Origin of the sequence: Paenibacillus rubinfantis, assembly GCF_001486505.1 — a bacterium.
Classification (GTDB): Bacteria; Bacillota; Bacilli; order Paenibacillales; family Paenibacillaceae; genus Fontibacillus; species Fontibacillus rubinfantis.
In genome coordinates, this window is the sequence record NZ_LN909065.1 from 637,811 (window position 1) to 660,181 (window position 22,371).

Here is a 22,371-nt window from a genome sequence, read left to right on the forward strand (position 1 = left end):
ATCACATCCGTTACCCTATTGTAATTGATTATGTGAACCGAGACAAGTGGGCCGAGCCCCGTTTGGACTTCTCTCGGACATAATTCATCAAGGCGACATTCATCTCGTAGAACATAAACGGCGTCATGAGATAAATCCCGTTAAAATGCTCCATCGCCGTATCCAGAAGTTCTTTCGCGATCTCAACGCCCATCGCCCTTCCCTCTTCGCCCTGCAGTCCTTCCATCCGCTTGCGGACGCCATCGGACAGCTGGATTCCAGGGACCTCGTTGTGCAGGTACTCGGCGTTTTTGCCGCTGGCCAGCGGCATAATACCGATGAAGATCGGCACGTCCAAGTGCGCCGTCGCTTGCTTGATCGCTACGATCAGCTCAGGATCGTACACCGGCTGGGTCATGATGTAATCCGCACCGGAGGCGATTTTCTTCTCCAGCCGCTCCACCGCTTTATGCAGATGCTTTACATTGGGATTAAACGCGGCACCAACAACGAACTTGGCTTTCTGCTTCAAGGGCTTGCCGGAAAAAGAAACCCCGTCGTTCAACTGCTTAATCATGCGAATGATCTCAAACGACGTCAAGTCGTAAACCGAGCTGGCTCCCGGCAGGTCGCCGAAGCGCGCCGGGTCGCCCGTCACGGCGAGTACGTGGTCGATGCCCAGCGCATCAAAGCCCATCATATGCGACTGCGTGCCGATCAGGTTGCGGTCCCGGCAGGCGATATGCACAAGCGGTCTCAAGCCGATTTGAGACTGGACGAGATGGCCGAGCGCCATATTGCTCATGCGCGTCACGGCAAGCGAGTTATCCGCCAGCGTAAGCGCATCGACGCCCGCCTCTTTCAAAGCGGCTGCGCCTTCCATGAATTTGCCGATGTCCAGGTCACGCGGAGGATCCAGCTCGACGATGACGGTATGCCGCTCTTTCACGAGCTCGGTTAAGGTCGGCAGCTCGCGGCCCCCTTCGCCGACATCTCCCGCCATCGGGCGTTCGGTCAGGGACACGGCTACGGACGAACGAGGCTCGGGCAGCTTAGACTCCTTCGCCAAAGGCGTCATGGTATATCCTTCAAACGCCTTCGCCATGGCTGCGATATGCTCCGGCGTCGTGCCGCAGCATCCGCCGATGATTCTGGCCCCCAAGTCGGCGAAAGCGCGGGCGCATTCACCGAAATATTCCGGAGTTGCTCCATATACATATTCCCCATCGACATAGTCTGCCAAACCTGCATTCGGGAAGACGGACATCGGTACGTCCAGGGGTCCACCTACGCCGTCCATGACCCCCATGATCCCTTTTGGACCGGAATGACAGTTGAAGCCAAGCACGTCCGCCCCTTCCTGGGCCAGGATCCCAAAGGCTTCCGGGATTGTAAATCCGTCTAGCGTGCGTCCGATTTGATCCACGGCGAACTGGCAGATGACCGGAACGTCCGACAGCTTACGGGCTCGTCCCAGAGCAATGCGCATTTCCTCGAGGTCGTAGAACGTCTCGAACAGCAGCGCGTCCACCCCTTCGGTCAGCATGGCGGCGATCTGTTGCTCGAAATAGCTCCCCAGCTCTTGGGCGGTCACATTCGCCCGCTTCCCGCCGCGGATGGAACCCACCGCTCCCGCTACGTATGCGCGTTCCCCCGCCGCTTGCTTGGCGATCCGCACCGCGGTACGGTTAATGTCCTCTACCTTGGCCTCTAGTCCAAATTTGGACAATTTATAGTAATTTGCCGAAAACGTATTGGTTTCCAACAACCGAGCTCCGGCATCGAGATAACGGCGGTGGATGTCGCCGATCACGTCCGGGCGCAGCAAATTAAATTCTTCATAAGAAATGCCGACTGGGAAACCCAACTGGTACAGGTATGTCCCCATGGCTCCGTCGCCGACGATGATTTCGCGTTCCCAAGTCGTACGCAAATCCGGTTTCATGCTTCTGCCCCCTGACTGCCGTGATGTCTTATCGCCTGATGTTGAACCCGGCGAAACTATTATCATATTAATTTATCATAAATCGCTCAGAATGATAAGGTATCGTTCTTCCCCCTGTTCGATAACGCTAATAAGCCGGAACCCGCTGCGGGGTTCCGGCTTATTGCAGATCTGAATGACGAGGACGAACCGTTTAAATTTCGATGGAACCTTCGTAGACCGCTTCTGCCGGGCCGGTCATGTACACGTGATTGTCGCGTTCATCCCATTCGATGAACAGATCGCCGCCCTTCAAGCCGATCCAGGCAGCCCGATCTGTCAAACCGTTCAGCACGGAGGAGACCAGCGTGGCACAGGCGCCTGTGCCGCAAGCCAGCGTTGGGCCCGCTCCGCGTTCCCATACGCGCATCTCCACCCGCTGACGATTTGTCACAGTGGCGAATTCCACGTTAATCTTGCGCGGGAAATACGGGTGTACCTCCAGCTTCGGCCCCCACGTCGCCAAATCGAAATTCGGTGCATCGTCGACGTAAATCACACAGTGTGGATTGCCCATGGAGACGGCCGTAAACGTAAATTCTTGGCCGTTCGTCTCGATTGGTTGACCCAGCACCGGATTTTGGTCCAAGGTCGTCGGCACGGTTAAACCATCCAAAATCGGTTCCCCCATATCCACCCGAACCGTCTTGACGGTCCCATTTTCAACCTGCAAAGTAACCTGCTGAACCCCCGCCCCCAACGTTTCAATCGTCACGTGCTCTTTGTTGATCAAACCGCGGTCATAGACGTATTTGGATACGCAACGGATCGCATTGCCGCATTGCTCGGCTTCCGTTCCGTCCGAATTGATGATGCGCATTTTGAAATCCGCTTTGTCCGACGGGAGGATAAACACCAATCCGTCCCCGCCGACCCCAAAATAACGGTCACACCACCGAATCGCCAGCTCGGAGACGTTATCCGGCAGCACATGTTCGCCATAAAATACTAGAAAGTCGTTGCCTAGTCCGTGCATTTTCGTAAATTCCATACTAACCCATCTCCTGCGTTGTTAAATGATAGGGTTAGTCTAGCTTTTGCCCGGTGCAAAAGCTATTGATTTTATGCACGAATATTTGTACTTTTCGCGGTGACGAACGGACGGGGTCCGCTTGTACGCCGGTTCCGCTTGCCCGACCAGACGCTGCCCGCACCCATCAGGAAGGTCGGAATACCTGCGGCCACCAGCGTGATTGCCCACTCCCGCGTGCCCAGCGGTACCGTTTTGAAAATCGGCTGCAGCGGTTCGATATACATTACGCCAAGCAGCAGCACGATGGACGAGAGAACGGCCGCGACCAGATACTTATTTTGCAAAATGTTGCGGTGGAAAATCGAACGCGAGCTGCGGCAATCAAACACATGGATCAGCTGCGCCATCACCAGCGTGGCGAAGGCGACCGATTGCGCCTTGACCAACTGGGCCGGATCGCTTGGCGCAACCCGCAGCGTCAGCCAGAAAGCGCCCAGTGTACATAAACCGATCAACACCCCGCGGCTGATGATCTTCCAGCCTAACCGCCGAGCAAAAATGTTCTCGTTCGCGCCGCGCGGCTTGTGCTCCATCAGATCCTTCTCCGGCTGATCGACGCCCAGCGCCATCGCCGGCAACCCGTCGGTCACCAGGTTGACCCACAGAATCTGAATCGGCAGCAGCGGCAGCGGTAATCCGGCCAGCATGGCGAAGAACATCGTCAAAATCTCGCCGACATTGGAGGCCAGCAAATAACGGATGAATTTGCGGATGTTCTCATAAATGCTGCGGCCTTCCTCAATGGCGGCGACGATCGACGTGAAGTTGTCGTCGCTTAAGATCAGCGAGGACGCTTCCTTGGACACGTCCGTCCCGGTCATGCCCATGGCGATGCCGATATCGGCCGCCTTGATGGCCGGCGCATCGTTTACCCCGTCTCCGGTCATCGCCACGACGTGCCCGTTCCGCTGCAGCGCCTTCACGATCCGCAGCTTATGCTCTGGAGACACCCGGGAATAGACATAGACGTTCTCTACCTGCTTCTCCAGTTCCTCGTCACTCAGCACCTCCAGCTGTTGCCCCGACATCGAGGAGCCACCCCGCGGCAATATGCCGAGATCGGCAGCGATCGCTTCGGCGGTCAGCCCATGGTCGCCGGTAATCATCACCGTTTTGATGCCCGCGCGGCGGCAGACGGTAATCGCGTCCCGCGCTTCGCGGCGCGGCGGATCGATCATCCCGGTCAAGCCAACGAAGATCAGTTGCGATTCCACGTGATCCTCATCGTCTGCGCCGTCCTTCGGCTTCAGGTCGCGGTAGGCCATGCCCAGCACACGCAGCGCGCTGCGTGCCATTTGCTCATTGGCCGCTTGCACCTTCTGCCGGAACGTCCCGGTGAAGGGAACGACTTTACCTTCCCACAAAATATACGAGCAGCGCTCGAGCAGCATGTCCGGCGCGCCTTTGACGAGCGCCATTTTGCCGCCTTGGTTGGAGACGATCACGGACATTCGCTTGCGTTTGGAATCAAAAGGAAACTCTTGGTCGCGAACGTAAATCCCGCTTAAGGTTGCCGGCGACAAGCCCATTTTGGAGGCCAGCGTAACCAGCGCGCCCTCGGTTGGGTCGCCCTTCAGCTTCCAAACCGGTCCGGTTACGGCGGCTTCTTCCTTCGTCTTGCGGCGCCCGCGCTTCTCCGGATCATCGTCATAAATCACCGCGTTGCTGCACAAGGCGCTGATCTGCAGCAGCCGGCGCAAGCTTTGATCCTTGCGCAAATCGACAGGCATGCCTTGGTCCAGAATGTTGCCAACCGGCTCGTATCCTTCGCCCGTTACTTCCAGTGATCGGCCCTCCAACCACAGCCGGGTAACGGTCATTTTGTTCTGGGTCAACGTGCCTGTTTTGTCCGAGCAAATGACCGTGGCACAGCCCAACGTCTCCACCGACGGCAGCTTCCGGACGATCGCCTTGCGTTTGATCATACGCTGCACGCCGAGCGCCAACGCGATCGTCACGATCGCCGGCAAGCCTTCCGGAATCGCGGCTACCGCCAGGCTGACGCCCGCGAAGAACATGCTGTTCGCCGGCTGCCCTTGCAGGATCCCCAGCAGCACCACAACGACGGTTAAGCCCAACGCCATATAAATCAAAATTTTGCCAAGTTGCTCCAGACGCCGTTGCAGCGGCGTATCCTGGACCTCGGTATTTTGGATCAGGTCGGCGATTTTGCCCATCTCGGTGTCCATACCCGTGCGAATGACAATCCCCCGGCCCGTTCCGCGGGTAATCATCGTGCCCATGAAGCCGACATTCTTCTGGTCGCCCAGCGGAACATCGCTTTCGCTTAACACTCCCGCATGTTTGCCTACCGGGTGCGATTCGCCTGTCAAAGCGGATTCTTCCACGTCCAGGCTGTTCGTGGACAACCAGCGGATATCGGCCGGAATCCGGTCCCCGCTCTCCAGCAGGACGATATCCCCCGGAACCAATTCCCTGGCCTGAATGTTCTTGACGACACCTTGGCGCAGCACGTTGGCATGGGGCGCGGACAGCTCTTTCAGCGCCCGCAGGGAACGTTCCGCGCGGAATTCCTGGATGAATCCAAGCACCCCGTTCAGAATAATGATGGCGATGATCGTGATGGCATCCAGATATTCGCCGAGAAAACCGGAAATGAGCGTGGCGCCCATCAGCACCAGCATCATAAAATCCTTGAACTGGTTCAGAAACAGCAGGATCGGGGAGATACGCTCTCCTTCCTGCAGCTCGTTCCAGCCGGTCTCCTCGCGTCTCTTCTGCGCTTCTTCATCGGTCAGGCCCTGTTCACGCGTGACGCCGAAGCGTTCCAGAAGCGCCTCGCTGCTCCACTGGTGCCAGTTTTTTTGTTCCATCCTCCTTATTCCCCTTCCGTTTATTATGCAGTATCGGCGTGAAGGCTTTTCCACCTAGGGTAAATGTATTCCGGCCCGTCCTAAATTATCACAAGGAGAGCCCTTAAGTTTTTGCTCGAAGTATGGCATCATAGAGGGGGGCTTCCTAGCGGAACAACCTCTTTCATTCCATAGAGAAGAAGAACAGGAGAATATCATAAAATGGCACTCGACGGCATCGTAACTAGAGCGATCGTACATGAGCTTCAAGCCTGCATTGGCGGTCGAATCAATAAAATACATCAACCCGCAGCAAGCGATCTCGTCTTTCACCTGCGCACGCAGGCCGGCAATAAGCGGCTCCTGCTGTCGGCCAACCCAACGTATCCGCGGGTTCATTTCACGGAGGCGTTGTTCCCGAATCCGCTGGAGGCGCCGATGTTCTGCATGCTGCTGCGCAAGCATTGCGAGGGCGGGACGATCGAAGCCGTAGCGCAGGTCGGCATGGAGCGCATTATCCATATCGACGTCCGCACGCGCGACGAACTGGGGGATTTGTCCATCAAGCGGATTATTATCGAATTGATGGGACGGCACAGCAACATCATTCTGGTTGACCCGGCTACCGGCACCCAGCTGGACGGAATTCACCATGTGACACCGGCGATTTCCGGCTATCGGGTCGTCATGCCCGGCTTTGCCTATACGGCACCTCCGGAGCAGCATAAGCTCGATCCGCTTGAGGTGGATCGAGCTGCTTTTCTGGCTGCCTGGCAAGCGGCGGCAGCCGAGGGCAATGGCACCGGCAGCGGCTGGCTGGTCGGCGCCTTCGGCGGGCTGAGCCCGCTGATCGCCGGCGAAATCTATGCCCGCGCCGGGGGAAGCGGCGTGGCGATAGAGATTGGGCTGAACCCGGAGGAAGCGGGACGGGTGTGGGTGGCTTTTGACGGATTGATGCAAGAGGTTCGCGACCAGAAGTACACACCTATGACCGGTGAGAACGCCAAAGGGAAAAGCATCTTCTCCGCCGTCCGGCTCACGACCGCCCACGGGGAGATTCGCACCTATCCTTCGATCAGCGAATGTATGGAGGATTACTACGGGGATAAGGCGCTGCGGGATACAGTCAAGCAAAAGACGAGCGACCTGCTGCGCTTCCTGCAAAACGAGCGCAACAAGAACCTGAAGAAGCTGACCAATCTAGAGCAGGATTTAAACGAAGCCGAGGATGCCGAGCGCTACCGCATCTGGGGCGAGTTGCTGCTTCCTTCGCTGCATGCGATCCGCAAGGGCGACGCTAGTGTGGAGCTGGTCAACTACTACGATGAGGAGCAAGGGATGGAGACGATCCCGCTGGATCCCCTGCTGACGCCGTCGGAGAACGCCCAGCGTTATTTTAAGAAATACAACAAATTTAAGAACAGCCTCGCCGTCATCGACGAGCAGATGGAGTTGGCTAAAGGGGAAATCACTTATCTCGAAGGCTTGCTGCAGCAACTGAACGATGCGACGTTAAGCGATATCGACGAGATTCGCGAGGAACTGACCCAGCAGGGATACTTGCGGGATCGGGCCAAACGGGGCAAGAAGAAGAAAAAAACCGACCGTCCGACGCTGCACGTCTATACTTCGTCGGAGGGCATCGAAATTTACGTTGGCAAAAACAACCTGCAAAACGAATACGTCACGAATCGCCTTGGCAAACCGAACGATACCTGGCTCCATACGAAGGATATCCCGGGTTCGCACGTGCTGATTCGCAGCGAGTCGTACGGCGATGCAACATTAAACGAAGCTGCGCAGCTGGCCGCCTACTTCAGCCAGGCGAAGCAATCCAGCAGCGTCCCGGTCGACTGCACGCTGATCCGTCACGTCCGCAAGCCCAGCGGCGCCAAACCCGGCTTCGTCATTTACGATCACCAGCGGACGTTGTACGTCACGCCGGATGAGCAGCTGATCAAGGCGTTGCCGAACACGGTGAAGAACGGTTGATTTGTGATTTTGATTTGTGATTTTGATTTGTGATTTTGATTTGTGATTTTGATTTGTGATTTTGATTTGTGATTTTGATTTTGATTTGCGATTTGTGATTTGTGATTTGCGATTTGCGATTTGTGATTTTGATTTGTGATTGAGGATTGGTTGTTGATTGTTGGTTGTTGGTTGGTGCGTGATTGGTGCTTGGTTGACATCTGACTGATTCTAGTAACTGACTATAGACTGTTACTGGGACTAGTGAATGTTGGTATTACCGGAGGGCTGGTGACTGTTGACTGGTGAATGTTGAAGGTTACTGGTGACTGCTGGGTACGGGTATTGGGTGCTAACTAATTACTGGCGAATGTAGAATGTTGGTGATAACCGCTCGGCGCGGGTGTTGGTGCTGACTAATTACTGGTGAATGTTGAACATTACTGATAACCGCTCGGCGCGGGTGTTGGTGCTGACTAGTTACTGTGGCTGATTACTATTAACTTACGGCTTGGTGGCTGTTAGTGGTTAACTGATGTCTGATCGCCGATAGTTCATTATCAATGGCTGCAGCTTGCAGCTTGCGGGAAATCCACCCGCAGTAGAAGGCCAAAATGTAAAAGTGCAGTTGAAACCCATCCAAAACCGCCAAATTGGGTCAACCAAATGTAAAAGTACAGTTGATTCTCGGCGGAACATGGGTTTTGAACGGTTTAACCTATAACGGACTGCACTTTTACACTTCATTCTCCAAAATACCTGCTTTTTCGTAAATTGAACTGCACTTTTACATTTCATCCCCCAAAAACCCACACCTTTCCGCCGCTCAATAATAAAAAACGGTGCTCCACAAGGGTTCATCGATTCACAGACCCTTTGGACCACCGTTTTTTTCAGTTCTTACTAATGACTCAGACTGCTTGGTGGCTGTTAGTGGTTAACTGATGTCCGATCGCCGATAGTTCATTATCAATGGCTGCAGCTTGCAGCTTGCGGGAAATCCACCCGCAGTAGAAGGCCAAAATGTAAAAGTGCAGTTGAAACCCATCCAAAACCGCCAAATTGGGTCAATCAAATGTAAAAGTACAGTTGATTCTCGGCGTAACATGGGACTTGAACGGTTTAACGTCTACCGGACTGCACTTTTACACTTCATTCTCCAAAACACCTGCTTTTCCGCGAATTGAACTGCACTTTTACATTTCATCCCCCAAAAACCCCACCTTTCCGCCGCCCAATAATAAAAAACGGTGCTCCATAAGGGTTTATCGATTCATAAACCCTTTGGACCACCGTTACGTTTTATTAATTCTTCTCCACCCGTCTGGCCGCTGCCGCCGCCTGTTTCAGCCGTTCCACCGTCCCCGGCGGAGCCGTACGTCCGCCCAAATCGCCGTGAAAAACAACGCCCTGCCGCTCACCGTGATAATCGGACCCGCCGGTTACGATCAGCCCGTACTGCTCGGCCATCGCGGCATAACGGAGCTCCTCCTCCGGCCCATGGTCGGAGTGATACACTTCAATCCCGTCCGGCTTCCCGCCTTCCAGGATGGACCGCACCAGCTCGTCGTCCCCGTACAACCCCGGGTGAGCCAGCACCGACGCGCCGCCTCCCTCGCGGATCCACGCGATCGCTTCCTCCGGCGCAATGCGCGGCAGCGAGGCGTATCCCGGTTTGCCTTCGGCCAAATACCGCTCAAACGCCTCCCGCATATCAGCCACATACCCCTTGTGGACGAGCACATCGGCGATATGGGGCCGGCCCAGGCTTTCCTCTGGACGCAGCGGCCGGGCCAGCCCGGCCTTCACTTCCTCCAGCGTAATTTCAAGGCCTAATTGCTGCAGCTTGGCGATGATCAGCTCATTCCGCTCCTCCCGAACCGAACGAAGCCGGGACAAGCGTTCCTGCAGCCGTTGATCCTCGAGATTCAGGAAGTACCCCAGCACGTGAATGTCTTTGCCTCCGGCACGGGTGCTGATCTCGATCCCGGGGACAACGTCTACGCCAAACTCCTTCCCAGCCTTCAGAGCCTCTTCGATCCCGGCGACGGTATCGTGATCCGTAATGGCTAAGCCCGTTAGCCCTTTCTCCTTCGCCAACCTCACATTTTCCGCCGGCTTATTCATCCCGTCCGAAGCTTGGGTATGTGAATGCAGGTCATACCGATCGCTTGCCGATTGTGGTTCCATGCTATCCCATCCTTTGTGTTCACCATCATTTTTAAGTGGTTTGCGGAAACTCCCGCAGGAACGTCAAAAATGTCACCGCAGTTACCGGCAGCAACGTAGATTTCAAATGGATCGAATAAAACATCCGCTTGAACGACAGCCCTTCGATATCCAGCACCTCCAGCAGTCCGAGCGCTTTCTCATGCTTAACGGAGCTCGGTGAAATAATCGTGATGCCAATCCCGGCCTCGACCGCGGATTTTACCGCCCCGGTGCTGCCGAGCTCCATTACGGTGCGGATTTGGCCAATATCGACGCCCCGCCTCCGCATTTCGTCCTCCATCACCTGCCGGGTGCCGGAGCCCTTCTCCCGCAGCACATACGGATACTGAATCGCTTCCTCCACCGTAACGGTCCTTCTCCCGGACAACGGGTGACCGGCGGGAACGATTAGCTTCAGCTCATCCTCCATGACGGGCTCGGATACCATGTCCGGATGCTGAACCGGCGCTTCAACCAAACCGAAGTTCAACTGGTGGTTCATGATCTCCTCAATAATTTGCGTCGTATTGATCACCTTCATAACGACCGAGATATGCGGATACCGCTGTCCGAATGGGCCCAACAAACGGGGCAGGACGTATTCCCCGATCGTCAGGCTGGAGCCAAGCTGCAGCCGCCCCTCCAGCATGGACGTATGCCGCGACATGGCCTGCTCCGTTTCGCGAATGAGTTCCACACTTTGGCGCGCAAACGGAAGCAAGGTTTGACCGGCTTCCGTGAGTTCGATTTTTTTCGTGGATCGGATCAGCAACTTGGTGCCAAAATAGTCCTCCAGCGATTGGATTTGCATCGTGACCGCAGGCTGTGTCATGTGCAGCGACTGGGCCGCTGCCGAGAAGCTGCCCCGCTGCGCCACCGTATAGAAGATATGAAGCTGGTGGTAGTTCAACGCCATCGTCCGGCACTCCCCTTTCTTTCCCTTACAATAGCATGCCCGGGCCAACAAAAAAAGCATGCCGCTTCCCGGCATGCTGGATTCCATATCGTCTGTATCTTCTTCCTTTGGCACCCTAGCGGCGCTTACGACTGTTCTTCATCAGCGTCATCCGACGGGAATGGCGAAGCCAGGAATAATAGGATTTCAAATCGCGCAGTTCGATGGTCTCCGACATCCGCCCCAGAAAGGTTACGATGATCATGCGATGCATCGGGCGACCGGAAAGATCGAACTCGCCGGGAATTTCCGCGAATTCAGCCACCATCACAAGATCGTCATCAATCAGATAGACATCCTCTTCCTTCCGGTAGTACGGCGTAATCCGTCCCTGTTTCAAGCATTCCCAAGCCCATCCGGCAATCTGTTCAAAACCGATGTTGTCCCGATCGATCCGGTCCTGATATCGGAGCTTAGCATGATTGGTCACTACGATGTCGGCAACTCTCTTGTCCCCTAGCGTAATATGGAAGGATTCATAGGTTCTCCAGCGTTCCGTTGCCCTGTCTCTCATGCCGCACCTCACATTAAATAGGTCTGTAAAAATAGAAGATTTACGAATTAGGTCTTTTTAACTAAGCACTTTCGCCTATTATATTACATCAGTCCCTAATTTTCCACAAGATCAAAGCGCTATTTTTCCAAGAAAAAGGAGTTTCTTGGAACCTTTGGCCTATTCACTGACCCGAGTCATTTGTCCTATAAGTGTTTTTCTCGCAAAAAAAAGCCGCGCAACGAATGAATCGCTGCGCGGCCTCGACGTTCCGGTTGCTTTGTGGTCCTCCGATTTCTACAATCCGTAGAAGCGGGTTTTGTCCGGGACATCCTTGCTGTATTCGGTTTTGATCTCCCCACGGTACGACCGCTCGATTTTGCGCACGTAGGAAAGCTTGCGAATGTTCCGCATCGTTTCCTCCGCCCGGTCGGCGTTCACATACATCACGACATAATGCATGCGTCGGGACAGATAATGCACGCTTCCGTATTTATCCAAGTTCCTTGCTGCTTTTAAGTCGCTTACCCAAATGATATAGCCTGTACGCTCCGGAAACATGACTTTCCCCCTCCCGTTCCTCAACTATTGAAAATTCCGGAAAGTCGCGGTACTGCCGCTTCTTCCGGAATTTTCGGCTACTGCCTATGCCATTAGCCGCAGCCGCAACTTCCGCCGCTGCCACATCCGCCTTTGGGGTTCGGATCATTGCTTGGCACCTTGATCGTATCGGAAACGGCATAAGCAATCATTTCCGACATCTGGTGGAGAATGTCATCCAGTTCGGCCTCCGCTGCTTTAAAGCTGCGGACCGCCTCGAAACGCTCTAATTCCCGCTCGACCTCAGCCACTTTATCCTTGGCCTCGTGATAGTTGGGGTGAAAGTGTCCAAAGCGCTCGGTCTCCCGGAACAGCTCCTTCTGAGCCTCCAGCTTCTTGACCCATGCCTGAATCTCGCTATCCTCCTCCACGCGCTGCTTCCAATACAAGTAATCGGAAACGGCGGCGGATTGATTTATCATATCGCCTAATTCATAGGCGTTTGTCAGCACTGCGGCCATGTCGACCGTGTTCTTTGCGATTACGCTCATGAATTTTTCATCTCGCTTTTGCGGTTATTGTTCTACCTTAGGTAGACGACATTATCATACCACAATCCTTTAGCGAGCAGAAGAGGTTCATCCTTCCTAATCTCCCGTTTAGCGTATTCCTGCCGGCAAGATCAAGCGAATCGCTTGCCAATCTTCGGGAGAGAGCACGGTTTCCTGCTCCGGATTCCCGGAAGAAGAAAGCAACCGCAACTTTACGCGCCAATCTGCATCCCCTTCCGCTACAAGTGGCACGCCAAGCACCGTCTCCCCGCCGATTTGCAGCATGAGCTTGGTTCGCCAAGCCAAGGCGCGTTCCACCAGCTCCCGGGCCGTCGAAGCGTGATATCTACGCAGCTCCTTCCACCACATAGCGGGGATTTCGGACAATCCCGGAAACAATTCCTCAACGCTTGGCGAACCGAGCTCCGGCTCGTAAAAATGCAAATCCGCACCTTGATAGATCCACCCCTGGCCGTCCTGCCGCGTAAACGCCTCGCCATCCTCCGTCAGCACTTCCGCCAGCTTCGGATATGTCGGCTCGTCGGGATCTGACGTTCGCCGATGAACCGGCGCCAATCGCTCACCGTCCAGGATCTTCAAGACCTCCGCCTCGCGATCCGGATTCACGAGAAAATGAAGCGGCCCGATTCGCTTCACCTGGTCTGCCAGCTGCGACAGGCTGGCGATACGATCCGCGGCGTCCGCATCCGCACAGCTGAGTAGCTTCGCATCGGCCAGCGTCGTCCGGCCGATTTCCCGCCCCCACTGGAGCAAGGCATCGCGAACAGGTTCCGGTACGAAGGCGGAATGCGCCTCTAGCAGCTGCAGAATCTCCTGCGCCGTACGTCCGAGCCGGCAAGCTTGCTCCAAGCCCGAGCGCGTCAAGCGGTAGACGCTCATCACGCCAGAGGAGACCAGCTCAGCGCAGGCCTCTAGCTCGAACCGGACGGCAAACGGAACGTCCGGCGGGACGAACAGCTCGAAATCGGGCTGTACGATCAGCTTCCCCTTCGTCGTAGCGGAGGCCACCGAAGCGGATGTATCCCGTTCGATCAGCCAACGGAACATCGCGCCGTCCTCCGGATGGCGGCCAAGCTCCAGCCAACCGCAGCCGCAAAGGGCTTCCAGCCACCCTTCGATCCAGGCTGCGCGCTCCGGCGTCGGTTCGCCCTCCAATCCCAGCAGACCCTGATCCTGGAGCGAACCAAGCAGCTCCTCCAGCGCATACCAGACACCGGGTTTGAGGTCCGGGGCTGCCAATCGCAAGGCGACATGCTGCAGTCCGGCGTCAGCCGGGACATAACGCTGCAGCAGCTCACGCAGCAGGACGAGATTCATCGCCGACAGGTCCAAGGACAGCCAGGCTGCCAATCCCGGAGGATGAATCCGCCAGATTGCCCGCTCTTTAGCGATTAGCCCCAAGGCCTGCAGCAGGTCCAGCACGACGGCAAGGGCGGGTGAATAGACGTCCGCATGCGGAAACTTCAGCCGCAGACCGACGAGGTCCTCAGCTTTTATCGCCAACCGATCTTCCAACTTACTGCATTCCTTCTGATGGATTGTCCCCTTCGCTGTCATTCGCAACCCGTTGCCGGAAATCCAGGTTAGTGCGCGGAACAGATCCAGCGCCAGGCCGGGTTTCGCTTCCCGGCTCAGCTCAACACGCGCCGGATCCTGCTCTCGCAGCTCCACATACCCCCATGCGTTCACCATGCTTAGCAGCCGGTCCAGCGGTAAATAATACAGCTTCTCGCCCCAGGCTTTGCGCACTGCGGAGATAGCTCCGGAGCGCAGCAGCGCAGGGAGCGCCGCGCGAAGCTCCGCCCCGCTGACGCTTCCGGCCGCTGCGGCGTTGACCTGCTCCAGCTTAAACGGCTGGCCCGCATATCGATGAAACAGGAGCCGGAGCGCCTCGATCTCCGCTCTGTCCATAAGGGGCTCGTCCACCCTCTCCAACGGAGAATAACCTTCAAAGGCCGGCGTTCCCGATCCCCAGCTCATGCTTCCACCCCCTCAGATTCCCGCTGTACCGCATATTCGTATCCTTGCTCCAGCAGGAATAACTGTCGCCGCAGCGCAAATTCCTGCTCCCGAGTATTCTCCGATACGATCGTATAAAAATAAGCCCGTCCGCCGTCCCGCTTCGGCCGGAGAATCCGGCCCAGACGCTGCGCCTCCTCTTGCCGCGAGCCAAAGCTCCCGGAAATTTGGATCGCCACGGACGCATCCGGCAAATCCACCGCGAAATTGGCGACTTTGGACACCGCCAACACCGGCAGTTCCCCTTCGCGGAACGCTTGGAACAATCGGCCTCGTTCCGCTTGCGGCGTACTGCCGGTGATGAGCGGAACCTGAAGATCCCTGGCGATGCTTTGCAACTGGTCCAAATACTGCCCGATAATCAGCACCTGACGGCCCCGATGCCGGTCCAGGAGCCGCCGCACGATCTCGTTCTTGTACGGATTCTCCGCAGCGATGCGAAACTTCTCCCGCCCTTCGGCCATAACGTATCGATCCAGATGAGGTTCGGGCATCGACACCCTAATTTCCTGGCAATCCACCTGGGCGATAAACCCGCTCTCTTCGAGGGTTCGCCACGGGACATCGTACCGTTTTGGCCCGATCAGGGAGAAGACGTCCCGCTCGCAGCCGTCCTCGCGAATCAGAGTGGCGGTCAAGCCCAGGCGTCTCGTCGCCTGAATGTCGGCCGTCGCGCGGAAGATCGGCGCCGGAAGCAAATGTACTTCATCATAAATAATCAGGCCCCAGTCGCGTTCGTTAAACAAAGACATATGCTTAAAGCCTTCCTCTTTGCGCGTGCGATGGGTCAGAATTTGATAGGTGGACACGGTAACCGGCTTTACCTGCTTCTTCTCGCCCGAATATTCCCCGATCGCCTCCGCGGGCAGCGTGGTCTTGGAGGTTAGCTCGGAAATCCATTGGCGGACCGAAGTCACGTTGGAGGTTAGGATCAGCGTCTCGCACTGAAACTGCTCCATCGCCGCCAAACCAACCACAGTTTTTCCCGCGCCGCAGGGGAGCACGACCACACCGCTGCCGCCGTCGTCCGCCTTGCCGGCAAATGCGGAAACTGCCTCCTGTTGATAAGGTCTAAGCCGGAACGGCCGGCCTTCGGCCAACTCCTGCCGGAACGCAAACTCAAGGGTACGGCCTTGGTGATACCCGGCCTCGTCGAGCACGGGATAACCTAGCCGGGCAAGCTCCTGTTTTAAGTAGCCACGTTTAGAGGCGGGTAGACGAAGATGGCGCTCATCCGTTAAGTTCCATGTTCCTGCCGGCAAAACCAGTTGAGCCGCCACCCGCTCCAGCAGGCCGAACTCCCCGGCCCCGTTGTACTCCAATTCCAGTTGCTCCGGTTCACCGGGAACCGGACGCAGTTTGAACTGCCCATACCGGTCTATCCACCGGCGGATATCCTCGGCAGCACCGCTTGGCAGACCATACCGGGCCATGGACGTGAGTTCTTCCAGCACCCCGTCCGCGGTGAATCCGCAGGAAGCGGCATGCCATAACGTAAGCGGAGTAATACGATATGTATGGTAATAGGCCGGGCTCTTCACCAACTCAGCATAATGGGACAACTGCTCCCGTGCCGTTTCGAAGCCGGGATGTTCCTTCTCCAGCAGCACCGTCAAATCTCGCTGAACGATGCAAGCTCCCGTTTCATTCATCGGTTTGCCCTCCTTTAGGTCTTCCGGCCGCAGCCAGCAAAAAGAGAAGTCCGCCGCCACAGCCGCGAACCTCTCCCGCTTGTTCCTCTTCGTCCTAGTGCACCTGCTCCGAAATTTCGGACAAAGCTTCCCCCGCATTGTCGGCAAAAATATGACGAACGGCCATATCGCCGATCGATACGATCCCGATCAAGCGATCGCCTTCGCACACCGGAAGCCGGCGAACTTGCTGCTGGGCCATCAGTTCAGCCGCTTCATCCACCGACATCTCGCGAGAGGCGGTCTTGATCCCTTTGGTCATCACTTCAGCCACCGCCGTGGAGCCCGGGCGTTTCTCGGCGATGCCGCGGATCACCAAATCCCGGTCGGTGATGACGCCGATCAGTTTATCGCCGCCTTCGACCACCGGAATAAAACCCGTGTCGTTTTCTTTCATTTTAACCGCCACTTCGTAGACATTGTCCTTTGGCGTCACGGTCACGACATCATGGGTCATGATTTCGCTAACTTTTTTCAACGTGAATCCCTCCTTCGGACATAGCGTGCCAAAGAAAGATTCAGTTTATGCGTGCTCGTTCTGATAGGATTCCGCCATGGCGGCCAGCAGACCCGCCGCGTGCAGCATGGCGTCCTCGTCAATGTCGAATTTCGGGTGATGGTGCGGGTAAATGGCGCCCTTCTCAGGGTTTCCCGCCCCCACTAACATGAAGCATCCGGGCACCTGCTGCAAATAGTAAGCGAAATCCTCCGCCGGCATGATCTTTGGCGACAGCTCGGCCCGCAAGCCAAACACACCGGGAGCCACCTGCATAAATCGCCGGTATTCCCCCTCATCGTTCACCAGGCTGGGATAACCCATCATATAGTTGATGTGGGCTTCCGCGCCGTACGCCGCCGCGGTGTTTTGGGCCAAGCCATGGATGCGTTCGCGAATCAGCGCCCTCGTCTCCTCGCGGAAGCACCGGACCGTACCGGACAGCCGGCAGCGGTCGGCGATGATATTTTGCGCCGTACCGCCCTGGATGGAGCCAATTGTCACAACGGCCGGATCCAACGGATCCACCGATCGGCTGACCACGCTTTGCAGCTGAAGCACCAGAGCCGAGGCTGCAACGACGCTGTCCACCGTTTTGTGCGGCATCCCCCCATGCCCCCCGCGTCCTTGAACATCGATAAAAAATTCATCGGTCGAGGCCATCAGTGGTCCCGGCGCGCTCGCCACGGTGCCGACTGGAACGGGCGTCCACAGGTGTACCCCGTAAATGACGTCCACCCCGTCCAGCGCCCCTTCCTCAATCATCGATTTCGCCCCGCCGGGGCATACCTCTTCCGCCGGTTGGAAGATCAGGCGAATCTCCCCGCGCAGCTTCGCCTTAGTCCGGCTATAATATTCCGCCAGCGCCAGCAGCGTTGCGGTATGCCCGTCATGACCGCAGGCGTGCATCACGCCGGGCTGCTGCGAGGCGTATTCGCAGGTTTTCTCGTCCTGGATCGGCAGCGCGTCCATATCGGCCCGAAGCGCCACCGTTTTGCCGGGAAGCTCTCCCCGGATATGAGCCACGAGGCCAAATCCGCCGACATTGACGGTCGTTTCTATCCCCAACTTCTGCAAGATGCCGGCGATTTTCGCCGACGTCCCCTTTTCCATGAAGGAAAGCTCCGGATGGCGGTGAAAATGCCGCCGCCGCTCCACCATGGACGGAAACAACTCGCTCAACAGCTTCTCCTCCATTGTCCCACTCCTTTTTCTCCCACGATCTTATTTCACTTATTGTAGCAGAAAACGGGTTCGTAGATCAGATCAACCTTGCGAGAAATCATTGATTTGCGAGGTTTTCCCATGCTTGCACAACCGATGGAAACATAATATCATGGGGATAAGTGTGATAAGTTTGAGGAAAGTTCACAATTTGACTGCGAACTTTTGAACCAATATTTTAAGGGGGCACTCTTTACAATGATCGTGGAAAATACCGGATTGGACGGACTGCAAAGCGATTTGGCATTCTTGGACGAAGCAGCGGATAAGGTTGGTTTCGTACGCTGGCAATGGGAATATTACCGTGCTACATACGATTTCAAAATCGAATACAATAACAGCGACTATTACCTCCGCATCAACACGCGGGCGGTAGAAGGCAAACTGGAACGTCCGGATACGGTACTGGCAATCGAAGCGGTCTACATGGGGCGGGCCACTTTTCCGCATGGATTGGAGTATGAATCGGAAATTCCTGCGCTGGTGATGAAGACCGCCAATCATAAATTGACGGAATTAAAGGAACTTCTTGAGGCCTAAGCGGTAGCGGCGATGAAAGAAGGCACAGAGAAACCCAGACGCGGAGCCCCCGATTTTCAATTGCTCATTTTGACCTTGCTGATGGTCGGTTTCGGAATCGTCATGGTGTTCAGCTCCAGCTCCAGCATTACGCTGGTCAACGAAAATTTCGGCTATGACCCGATGTACTTTACCAAACGGCAAATTATATTTGGCTTGATTGGGCTTGTCGGCATGTTCGTGACGATGAATATCCCCTATGAGAAATATAAGAAGCTGTTTATTCCTATTTTTATTTTGGCCATCATCATGCTGGTTCTCGTCCCGTTCATCGGCGGACGGATTAATGGCGCAACCAGCTGGTTCACGATTGGTACGCTCGGGATCCAACCGACGGAGCTGGCCAAAATCACGACGATTTTGTATCTATCGGCCCTCATTTCCAAGAAAGGCGAGCGGTTTCGGGATTTAAGAACCGGGTACATCCCGGTGATGGTGATCGTTGGCTTTGTCGCCGGCTTGATCATGCTCCAGCCGGACCTGGGCTCCTGTCTCATTCTCGTCGCTACGGCCGGGCTGATTATTTTCGCCGGCGGCGCCAACCTAAAGCATATTCTTGGCTCCATCGGGCTGCTCGTGTTTGGCGCCAGCATCGTGCTTGGCGTCGGGGCGTTGTGGGACAAGATTAACCCGCCCGATCCCACCGTTGCAGCTGGCAGCGATTATCGGATGGGCCGGATCGAAGCCTTTTTGGACCCCTGGCATGATACCCAGGGAACCGGATACAACCTGATCCAATCGCTTACCGCGATCGGCCATGGGGGATTAACCGGGACTGGATTTGGACAAGGGATTCAGAAGCTGCACTATTTACCGAATGCGTACAATGATTTCATCTTCTCCGTTATCGGCGAGGAATTCGGATTTATCGGGACTCTGATCTTCCTGTTATTCTATATTTACTTCATTTGGCGAGGACTGCTGGTTTCGCTGCGCTGCCATAGCACGTTTGGCACGCTGGCCGGGGTTGGTATCATGGGGTTGATCGCCATTCAGGCGTTTGTCAACATCGGCGGCGTCACCAACACGATTCCGGTGACCGGCGTCACCCTGCCCTTCATCAGTTACGGCGGCTCATCGCTGCTCGTCACGATGGTCTCGATGGGCATCGTGCTTAGTATCTCTCGCGAATCGTCCCTGCCGGTGAAACAGGAACGCACCAAATCGGTGGTCATCCGCGAATCAACACCATTCGAAATGCGCAGCCAAGCCCGACGCGGACTGTAAGGAAACCCAAACAAAGAAGACTACGAGCCGTAAGGTTCGTAGTCTTCTTTGCGTTTATACCTGCCGTCCGGTCATTCGAGGCCGAAAGCGAAACTCTATATGCTGCAGAAGGTCAAGGATGGATCGATTAGATCTCATCGTCCTTAAACGCTACGCCCTCAACTTTCACGTTCACTTCTACAATTTTAAGCCCCGTCATGCTTTCTACCGCTTCTCGAACATTTTGCTGAAGCATCCGGCAAACCTCGTGGATCGGCGTCTCATATAGCACGATAATTCGCAGGTCAATCGCCGCCTCCAATTGACCGACCTCAACCGTCACACCTTTTTGCACATTTTTGCCGCTTAACCGTTTTGCCCAGCCCTCAGACAGCCCGCCGGACATTGCGGCAATCCCCGGTGTCTCCAGAGCGGCCATTCCGGCGATTTTCGCGACGACATCGTCTGAAATCCGAATCAGCCCATTATCCAACTGCAGTTGTTCGGTCATGGTCATTCCTCCTTCAACCTCATTAATTTCATTGTAAATCGGAAGTCGATTTAAAGCAAATGTGGACCTTTCACAACTTTTTGAGTAAAATTGTTACATTCGGCTTTTGCCAAAAAATGACTAACTCGAGGTGTTCCATGAAAAAGTATATCTCTCCCGCCTTGTTGCTGATTTTCTTTGCACTTAGTGCCATCGGGCATTATGCGCATTGGCCGGCAACTTTGGAATTCATCATCTCCGCGATCGCCGTGATCTTGGTGGCGGGCTTTCTCGGCCGGGCAACGGAAAGCGTGGCGCATTTCGCAGGCCAACGGCTGGGCGGCTTCCTAAATGCCACTTTCGGCAATGCCGCCGAATTAATCATTGCGATCATGCTGGTCCGTGAAGGGCTGTTCGATATGGTGAAGGCCAGCATCACCGGTTCCATCATCGGCAACCTGCTGCTCGTGCTTGGACTTAGCTTGTTTGCCGGCGGTCTCAAGTATAAGGTGCAGAAATACAACGTGACCCTGGCCGGCATGAACGGCTCGCTGATGATCGTGGCGATAATCGCTTTGTTCGTTCCGGCGATTTTCCTGCAAACCCACGTGCTGCACGAAGAGGATCGCTCCTCGCTCAGCTTGGTTGTCGCCGGGATTTTGATCGTCGCCTACATCCTCTGGCTGGTCTTCTCCATGATCACGCACAAGAACTATCTTGCGGATATCAGCGAGAAGGAAGCCGAAGAGCTTCCGCATGAACATGCTCCAACCTGGTCGAAAGGACGTTCGATCCTGTACCTGGTGCTCGCCACCGTCATGGTTGCGTTCGTCAGTGAATGGCTTGTACATACGTTGGATACGCTGACCGCTGATTTCGGGCTGAGCGAGCTGTTTGTTGGGGCTTTTGTCGTCGCGATTGTCGGCAATGCCGCCGAGCACAGCGCTGCCATCATGCTGGCGATGAAGAACAAGATCGGCGCGGCCGTGGAAATCGCTGTCGGTTCCAGCTTGCAGATCGCGCTGTTTGTTGCGCCGGTGTTGATCTTCGTCAGCCACCTGTTTGGCAAGCCGATGGATATCGTCTTCACCGTCATCGAGCTGGCCGCGATTGGCGTTTCGGTGTTTATCGCCAAATCGATTACCCAGGACGGGCAAACCAACTGGTATGAAGGCTTGCTGCTCTTAGCGGTGTATGCCATTCTCGGCGTCTCGTTCTATCTCGTCTAAAACCTACGAACGGGAAAACAAAACAAGCGTATGCTTTCGGAGGCTTCCGAAAACATACGCTTGTATTATTTAGCGGCAACAGCAACGTTTACTGTTGTTTATTGTTCATGGCTTCATACAGCGAAGCCAAATTCCGTTCCAATCTGCTGAGGATTTGCTTGCCTATCGTCTCTTGAATAAGTCCGACGCGAATCGCGTAATCTACTTGCCTCGAGAATCCATACATCTGGGTATCCAGCACTTCCTCATAGAGAGGGCAGTAACGTGTGGCCAAGTTCTCCATCTGTACTTCGATCAGCTTCTCAATTTTATCTGCATCTTCTTTCAGAAGATTAAGTGCTTTCAGGTTTAGTTGCTCCTGCAACTCAGATGAAGTCATGCTTCTTCCCCCCTATGTCCAAAATCGCCTACCATTCTGCTCTAATCTTAATATTAGACGAAATCGAGGGCCAATACAAGAACCTCTGCAAATTAAACCATTTGCCGGAAACCGCCAACCACCGCTGTTTGCGGTCATTAAAAAACGCCCCCGCCTCGAGCGGGAGCGTTTCTTTCAGTTCATTATTCAGCGACGACTTTGACATCCAAACCGTGTTTGGCGAAAACTTCGGTGACGGCTTTCTTCGCTTCCTCCGCATCCGGTCCGTGAACGTGAAGTTCATAGCTCTTCGTGTTTACGAGTGTGGTGAAGAGGCCGAGGATACTTTTTACGTCGATGTACTTGTTGTCCGCTTGGAGCACAATGGAAGAAGTGAATTTGCCGGCTGTTTGGGCAATTTCGACTACCGCTTCATTGTTCGTGGCCATAGGGATCCCTCCGTCTTTAACATTGGAAATAACATACTTCAATCATACATTGAATCCGCTTTCCTAGCAAGGAAATTTC

The 22,371-nt window shown here is 55.2% G+C and carries 19 protein-coding genes; 4 read left to right on the forward strand and 15 right to left on the reverse strand.

What is annotated here, in order from left to right; all coding sequences use genetic code 11:
- Positions 1 to 28: 28 nt before the first annotated feature.
- The 3 genes from BN3277_RS14410 to BN3277_RS14420 form a co-directional block, all read right to left on the reverse strand.
- Complete coding sequence (locus BN3277_RS14410) at positions 29 to 1,924, reverse strand: bifunctional homocysteine S-methyltransferase/methylenetetrahydrofolate reductase (RefSeq protein ID WP_059043754.1); 1,896 nt, start codon at positions 1,922 to 1,924, stop codon at positions 29 to 31.
- A 193-nt stretch (positions 1,925 to 2,117) separates the two neighbouring features.
- Complete coding sequence (dapF, locus tag BN3277_RS14415; RefSeq protein ID WP_059043756.1) at positions 2,118 to 2,954, reverse strand: diaminopimelate epimerase; 837 nt, start codon at positions 2,952 to 2,954, stop codon at positions 2,118 to 2,120.
- 71 nt (positions 2,955 to 3,025) lie between these two features.
- Complete coding sequence (locus BN3277_RS14420) at positions 3,026 to 5,830, reverse strand: calcium-translocating P-type ATPase, SERCA-type (RefSeq protein WP_059043758.1); 2,805 nt, start codon at positions 5,828 to 5,830, stop codon at positions 3,026 to 3,028.
- A gap of 201 nt (positions 5,831 to 6,031) precedes the next feature.
- On the opposite strand from BN3277_RS14420, the gene BN3277_RS14425 reads away from it, so the two are divergent.
- Complete coding sequence (locus tag BN3277_RS14425) at positions 6,032 to 7,801, forward strand: Rqc2 family fibronectin-binding protein (RefSeq protein ID WP_059043760.1); 1,770 nt, start codon at positions 6,032 to 6,034, stop codon at positions 7,799 to 7,801.
- A 1,284-nt stretch (positions 7,802 to 9,085) separates the two neighbouring features.
- Here the strand turns inward: BN3277_RS14425 and BN3277_RS14430 are convergent.
- From BN3277_RS14430 to BN3277_RS14470, 9 genes are all read right to left on the reverse strand, one after another.
- Positions 9,086 to 9,970, reverse strand: coding sequence for a PHP domain-containing protein (locus BN3277_RS14430; protein WP_059043762.1), 885 nt, complete (start codon positions 9,968 to 9,970; stop codon positions 9,086 to 9,088).
- Between the two features lie 31 nt (positions 9,971 to 10,001).
- The gene (locus tag BN3277_RS14435) at positions 10,002 to 10,907 is read right to left on the reverse strand and encodes a selenium metabolism-associated LysR family transcriptional regulator (protein WP_059044827.1); all 906 of its coding nucleotides are present in this window, start codon (positions 10,905 to 10,907) and stop codon (positions 10,002 to 10,004) included.
- A 115-nt stretch (positions 10,908 to 11,022) separates the two neighbouring features.
- Positions 11,023 to 11,460, reverse strand: a complete 438-nt coding sequence (locus tag BN3277_RS14440; RefSeq protein ID WP_059043764.1) for a hypothetical protein — start codon at positions 11,458 to 11,460, stop codon at positions 11,023 to 11,025.
- Between the two features lie 276 nt (positions 11,461 to 11,736).
- Positions 11,737 to 12,000, reverse strand: coding sequence for a YlbG family protein (locus tag BN3277_RS14445; RefSeq protein ID WP_059043766.1), 264 nt, complete (start codon positions 11,998 to 12,000; stop codon positions 11,737 to 11,739).
- A gap of 92 nt (positions 12,001 to 12,092) precedes the next feature.
- A complete protein-coding gene (locus BN3277_RS14450; protein ID WP_059043767.1) occupies positions 12,093 to 12,530 on the reverse strand; it encodes a YlbF/YmcA family competence regulator in 438 nt (145 codons plus the stop codon).
- A gap of 108 nt (positions 12,531 to 12,638) precedes the next feature.
- The gene (locus tag BN3277_RS14455; RefSeq protein ID WP_059043769.1) at positions 12,639 to 14,531 is read right to left on the reverse strand and encodes a helicase-associated domain-containing protein; all 1,893 of its coding nucleotides are present in this window, start codon (positions 14,529 to 14,531) and stop codon (positions 12,639 to 12,641) included.
- Positions 14,528 to 16,222 carry a DNA repair helicase XPB gene (locus tag BN3277_RS14460; RefSeq protein WP_059043771.1) on the reverse strand — a complete coding sequence of 565 codons (1,695 nt, stop codon included), beginning with the start codon at positions 16,220 to 16,222 and terminating at the stop codon, positions 14,528 to 14,530. The genes BN3277_RS14455 and BN3277_RS14460 overlap by 4 nt, the downstream gene beginning before the upstream one ends.
- 94 nt (positions 16,223 to 16,316) lie before the next feature.
- Positions 16,317 to 16,739: a CBS domain-containing protein gene (locus tag BN3277_RS14465; protein ID WP_059043773.1), complete on the reverse strand. Its 423-nt coding sequence runs from the start codon at positions 16,737 to 16,739 to the stop codon at positions 16,317 to 16,319.
- Between the two features lie 45 nt (positions 16,740 to 16,784).
- Positions 16,785 to 17,954 (reverse strand): M20 family metallopeptidase, encoded by a 1,170-nt coding sequence (locus tag BN3277_RS14470; protein ID WP_059043775.1) that lies wholly within the window; start codon positions 17,952 to 17,954, stop codon positions 16,785 to 16,787.
- A gap of 225 nt (positions 17,955 to 18,179) precedes the next feature.
- Here BN3277_RS14470 and BN3277_RS14475 point away from each other — a divergent pair, with 225 nt between their 5' ends.
- Positions 18,180 to 18,521, forward strand: coding sequence for a YugN family protein (locus tag BN3277_RS14475; protein WP_059043776.1), 342 nt, complete (start codon positions 18,180 to 18,182; stop codon positions 18,519 to 18,521).
- Between the two features lie 12 nt (positions 18,522 to 18,533).
- A complete protein-coding gene (gene ftsW, locus BN3277_RS14480) occupies positions 18,534 to 19,787 on the forward strand; it encodes a putative lipid II flippase FtsW (RefSeq protein WP_059043778.1) in 1,254 nt (417 codons plus the stop codon).
- 127 nt (positions 19,788 to 19,914) lie between these two features.
- Here the strand turns inward: ftsW and BN3277_RS14485 are convergent, their stop codons facing one another.
- Positions 19,915 to 20,277: an Asp23/Gls24 family envelope stress response protein gene (locus BN3277_RS14485; protein WP_016311598.1), complete on the reverse strand. Its 363-nt coding sequence runs from the start codon at positions 20,275 to 20,277 to the stop codon at positions 19,915 to 19,917.
- Between the two features lie 137 nt (positions 20,278 to 20,414).
- On the opposite strand from BN3277_RS14485, the gene cax reads away from it, so the two are divergent.
- The gene (gene cax / locus BN3277_RS14490; protein ID WP_059043779.1) at positions 20,415 to 21,485 is read left to right on the forward strand and encodes a calcium/proton exchanger; all 1,071 of its coding nucleotides are present in this window, start codon (positions 20,415 to 20,417) and stop codon (positions 21,483 to 21,485) included.
- A gap of 88 nt (positions 21,486 to 21,573) precedes the next feature.
- On the opposite strand, the gene BN3277_RS14495 is transcribed toward cax, so the two are convergent.
- Positions 21,574 to 21,864 (reverse strand): Fpa/YlaN family protein, encoded by a 291-nt coding sequence (locus tag BN3277_RS14495; protein WP_059043781.1) that lies wholly within the window; start codon positions 21,862 to 21,864, stop codon positions 21,574 to 21,576.
- A 182-nt stretch (positions 21,865 to 22,046) separates the two neighbouring features.
- Positions 22,047 to 22,292 carry an HPr family phosphocarrier protein gene (locus BN3277_RS14500; protein ID WP_059043783.1) on the reverse strand — a complete coding sequence of 82 codons (246 nt, stop codon included), beginning with the start codon at positions 22,290 to 22,292 and terminating at the stop codon, positions 22,047 to 22,049.
- Positions 22,293 to 22,371: the final 79 nt, after the last annotated feature.